Source organism: Arthrobacter sp. P1_B11, from assembly GCF_056406715.1.
In genome coordinates, this window is the sequence record NZ_JBFTZQ010000054.1 from 1 (window position 1) to 5,422 (window position 5,422).

Sequence of the window (5,422 nt, forward strand, 5' to 3'; positions counted from 1 at the left end):
GTTGTTGGTTCTCAAGCAACGGGTTTGTTGGTTGGGAACCACATAGTGGACGCGGGCAGTCTTGTTATCTTCGTACCATTGTGGGTGTGAACGTCTTTTGAATCCGTTCACCAATGGTGTGTGGTGTAAGTTATCGGCCTATTAGTACCGGTCAGCTTCACGAGTCGTTAGTCCTCGCTTCCACATCCGGCCTATCAACCCAGTGGTCTGGCTGGGGGCCTCTCACACACAAGGTGTATGGAAATCTCATCTCGAAGCGAGCTTCCCGCTTAGATGCTTTCAGCGGTTATCCCATCCGAACGTAGCTAATCAGCGGTGCACTTGGCAGTACAACTGACACACCAGAGGTTCGTCCGTCCCGGTCCTCTCGTACTAAGGACAGCCCTTCTCAAATTTCCTGCGCGCGCAGCGGATAGGGACCGAACTGTCTCACGACGTTCTAAACCCAGCTCGCGTACCGCTTTAATGGGCGAACAGCCCAACCCTTGGGACCTACTCCAGCCCCAGGATGCGACGAGCCGACATCGAGGTGCCAAACCATGCCGTCGATATGGACTCTTGGGCAAGATCAGCCTGTTATCCCCGAGGTACCTTTTATCCGTTGAGCGACGGCCATTCCACAATGTACCGCCGGATCACTAGTCCCGACTTTCGTCCCTGCTCGAGATGTCTCTCTCACAGTCAAGCTCCCTTGTGCACTTACACTCGACACCTGATTGCCAACCAGGCTGAGGGAACCTTTGGGCGCCTCCGTTACTTTTTAGGAGGCAACCGCCCCAGTTAAACTACCCATCAGGCACTGTCCCTGACCCGGATTACGGGCCGAAGTTAGATGTCCAAAGTGACCAGAGTGGTATTTCAACGATGACTCCACCCGAACTGGCGTCCGGGCTTCAACGTCTCCCACCTATCCTACACAAGCCACTCCGAACACCAATACCAAACTATAGTAAAGGTCTCGGGGTCTTTCCGTCCTGCTGCGCGTAACGAGCATCTTTACTCGTACTGCAATTTCGCCGAGTTTATGGTTGAGACAGCGGGGAAGTCGTTACTCCATTCGTGCAGGTCGGAACTTACCCGACAAGGAATTTCGCTACCTTAGGATGGTTATAGTTACCACCGCCGTTTACTGGGGCTTGAATTCTCAGCTTCGCCTTGCGGCTAACCGGTCCTCTTAACCTTCCAGCACCGGGCAGGAGTCAGTCCGTATACATCGTCTTGCGACTTCGCACGGACCTGTGTTTTTAGTAAACAGTCGCTTCCCCCTGGTCTCTGCGGCCCCGATCCCCTCCCACCAGCAAGTGGTGTTCAAGGTTGGGGCCCCCCTTCTCCCGAAGTTACGGGGGCATTTTGCCGAGTTCCTTAACCATAATTCTCTCGATCGCCTTAGTATTCTCTACCTGATCACCTGTGTCGGTTTGGGGTACGGGCGGCTAAAACCTCGCGCCGATGCTTTTCTAGGCAGCATAGGATCACCGAATCCCCCCTTACGGGAGTCCCATCAGGTCTCAGGCATCATGAACGGCGGATTTGCCTACCGTTCGCCCTACATCCTTGGACCGGGACAACCATCGCCCGGCTCGGCTACCTTCCTGCGTCACACCTGTTAATACGCTTGCCTCCCAGGATCAGGTCCCGCGCTCCACCAAAAACCGCACACCACAAGGGTGATTGGTCAGGTCTCGGGCGGTTAGTATCCCCTGTTCAGCATGGGCGGTTTTTCGCCGGTACGGGAATATCAACCCGTTGTCCATCGACTACGCCTGTCGGCCTCGCCTTAGGTCCCGACTTACCCAGGGCAGATTAGCTTGACCCTGGAACCCTTGATCATCCGGCGGACGGGTTTCTCACCCGTCTTTCGCTACTCATGCCTGCATTCTCACTCGTGTAGGCTCCACCGCTGGTTTACACCGCGACTTCACTGCCCACACGACGCTCCCCTACCACTCCAGACGCCTGAACCAACCCCGCAAAGGGGCGGCTTAGCTAATATCTGAAATCCACAACTTCGGCGGTGTACTTGAGCCCCGCTACATTGTCGGCGCGGAATCACTTGACCAGTGAGCTATTACGCACTCTTTTAAGGATGGCTGCTTCTAAGCCAACCTCCTGGTTGTCTTCGCAACTCCACATCCTTTCCCACTTAGCACACGCTTAGGGGCCTTAGTTGGTGGTCTGGGCTGTTTCCCTCTCGACTATGAAGCTTATCCCCCACAGTCTCACTGCTGCGCTCTCACTTACCGGCATTCGGAGTTTGGCTGACGTCAGTAACCTTGTAGGGCCCATTAGCCATCCAGTAGCTCTACCTCCGGTAAGAAACACGCAACGCTGCACCTAAATGCATTTCGGGGAGAACCAGCTATCACGAAGTTTGATTGGCCTTTCACCCCTACCCACAGCTCATCCCCTCCATTTTCAACTGAAGTGGGTTCGGTCCTCCACGACGTCTTACCGTCGCTTCAACCTGGCCATGGGTAGATCACTTCGCTTCGGGTCTAGATCACGCCACTGCAACGCCCTGTTCAGACTCGCTTTCGCTACGGCTTCCCCACACGGGTTAACCTCGCGACGTAACACTAACTCGCAGGCTCATTCTTCAAAAGGCACGCCGTCACCAGAATCAGACTGGCTCCGACGGATTGTAAGCACACGGTTTCAGGTACTGTTTCACTCCCCTCCCGGGGTACTTTTCACCTTTCCCTCACGGTACTGGTCCGCTATCGGTCATTAGGGAGTATTTAGGCTTATCAGGTGGTCCTGACAGATTCACACGGGATTTCTCGGGCCCCGTGCTACTTGGGATCCCTCCCAGGCGGTGCACAGCATTACGGTTACGGGGCTCACACCCTCTACGGCCGGCCTTTCAAGACCGTTCACCTATACTCACACTCTCACCCCACTGCCCCGGCAGAGACAGTATGGGAAGTCCCACAACCCCGACCATGCAACGCCCGCCGGCTATCACACATGGAACGGTTTAGCCTGATCCGCGTTCGCTCGCCACTACTGACGGAATCACTATTGTTTTCTCTTCCTGCGGGTACTGAGATGTTTCACTTCCCCGCGTTCCCTCCACGCACCCTATGTGTTCAGATGCGGGTCACCAGGTAACTCGCGCCCCTGGCGGGGTTTCCCCATTCGGACACCCTGGGATCACAGTCCGGTTATCGACTCCCCCAGGCTTATCGCAGATTCCTACGTCCTTCTTCGGCTCCTAATGCCAAGGCATCCACCGTGTGCTCTTAAAAACTTGACCACAAAAGATCAAAAAAACTAATTCACGAGAGAACCAYGAAAACCAGCCACACCCAACACCACCACCCCCAAAAGGATGACACCATCACGCGCAGCCAGATCCAGGTTCATATTCTTGGAAATTGCTTCTTATAAAAGATGCTCGCGTCCACTATGTAGTTCTCAAACAACAACCCCGTACCACACACCCCACACACCAGCCCCCAAAAAAAGGGAACCAACCGTGCATGATCGGTGCAGCCAGGAAACCAGAAACAAACAAACACCRGGGATAACCCCGGCCCTGTTGCCTCAGGACCCAACAGTGTGCCAAACACTAAACCGCCAGCCCCAACCCCGCACCGTTCCAGGACACCGGCCCCTCCACAAGGGAAGAGAGCATCCGTACTAGGCAGGAAGAAGAAACCCGCGGCCGCTATTCGTTGATATTCCACCCATGAGCACCCGCCGCAGAACAATCGTCTGCGCAACGGGCTTTTACTCCTGACAACCCCTCCACACTCACATACATGAGGCAAGGTGACTGTAGGTGCTCCTTAGAAAGGAGGTGATCCAGCCGCACCTTCCGGTACGGCTACCTTGTTACGACTTAGTCCCAATCGCCAGTCCCACCTTCGACAGCTCCCTCCCACAAGGGGTTAGGCCACCGGCTTCGGGTGTTACCAACTTTCGTGACTTGACGGGCGGTGTGTACAAGGCCCGGGAACGTATTCACCGCAGCGTTGCTGATCTGCGATTACTAGCGACTCCGACTTCATGGGGTCGAGTTGCAGACCCCAATCCGAACTGAGACCGGCTTTTTGGGATTAGCTCCACCTCACAGTATCGCAACCCTTTGTACCGGCCATTGTAGCATGCGTGAAGCCCAAGACATAAGGGGCATGATGATTTGACGTCGTCCCCACCTTCCTCCGAGTTGACCCCGGCAGTCTCCCATGAGTCCCCGCCATTACGCGCTGGCAACATGGAACGAGGGTTGCGCTCGTTGCGGGACTTAACCCAACATCTCACGACACGAGCTGACGACAACCATGCACCACCTGTGAACCGGCCCCAAAGGGGAAGGACTGTTTCCAGCCCGGTCCGGTCCATGTCAAGCCTTGGTAAGGTTCTTCGCGTTGCATCGAATTAATCCGCATGCTCCGCCGCTTGTGCGGGCCCCCGTCAATTCCTTTGAGTTTTAGCCTTGCGGCCGTACTCCCCAGGCGGGGCACTTAATGCGTTAGCTACGGCGCGGAAAACGTGGAATGTCCCCCACACCTAGTGCCCAACGTTTACGGCATGGACTACCAGGGTATCTAATCCTGTTCGCTCCCCATGCTTTCGCTCCTCAGCGTCAGTTAATGCCCAGAGACCTGCCTTCGCCATCGGTGTTCCTCCTGATATCTGCGCATTTCACCGCTACACCAGGAATTCCAGTCTCCCCTACATCACTCTAGTCTGCCCGTACCCACCGCAGATCCGGAGTTGAGCCCCGGACTTTCACGGCAGACGCGACAAACCGCCTACGAGCTCTTTACGCCCAATAATTCCGGATAACGCTTGCGCCCTACGTATTACCGCGGCTGCTGGCACGTAGTTAGCCGGCGCTTCTTCTGCAGGTACCGTCACTTTCGCTTCTTCCCTACTGAAAGAGGTTTACAACCCGAAGGCCGTCATCCCTCACGCGGCGTCGCTGCATCAGGCTTGCGCCCATTGTGCAATATTCCCCACTGCTGCCTCCCGTAGGAGTCTGGGCCGTGTCTCAGTCCCAGTGTGGCCGGTCACCCTCTCAGGCCGGCTACCCGTCGTCGCCTTGGTGAGCCATTACCTCACCAACAAGCTGATAGGCCGCGAGTCCATCCAAAACCACAAAAAGCTTTCCACCCCCCACCATGCGATGAGGAGTCATATCCGGTATTAGACCCAGTTTCCCAGGCTTATCCCAGAGTTAAGGGCAGGTTACTCACGTGTTACTCACCCGTTCGCCACTAATCCCCGRTGCAAGCACCGGATCATCGTTCGACTTGCATGTGTTAAGCACGCCGCCAGCGTTCATCCTGAGCCAGGATCAAACTCTCCGTTGAAAAAAACAGACACAACCAGGAACCACGGGAAAACGCGGAACCAAGCTGCACAAAATTTGAAACCAGCTGTAAAAACCAGACCACACCACAGGGGCGGCGCA

2 rRNA genes are annotated in these 5,422 nt (G+C 55.5%); both read right to left on the reverse strand.

Going from position 1 to position 5,422, the window contains the following annotated elements:
* Nucleotides 1–120: 120 nt before the first annotated feature.
* Nucleotides 121–3,256, reverse strand: a 23S ribosomal RNA gene (locus tag AC1D14_RS22475).
* 539 nt (nt 3,257–3,795) lie between these two features.
* A 16S ribosomal RNA gene (locus AC1D14_RS22480) occupies nt 3,796–5,321 on the reverse strand.
* The 16S and 23S rRNA genes sit together here, the layout of an rRNA operon.
* Between the last annotated feature and the right edge of the window lie 101 nt (nt 5,322–5,422).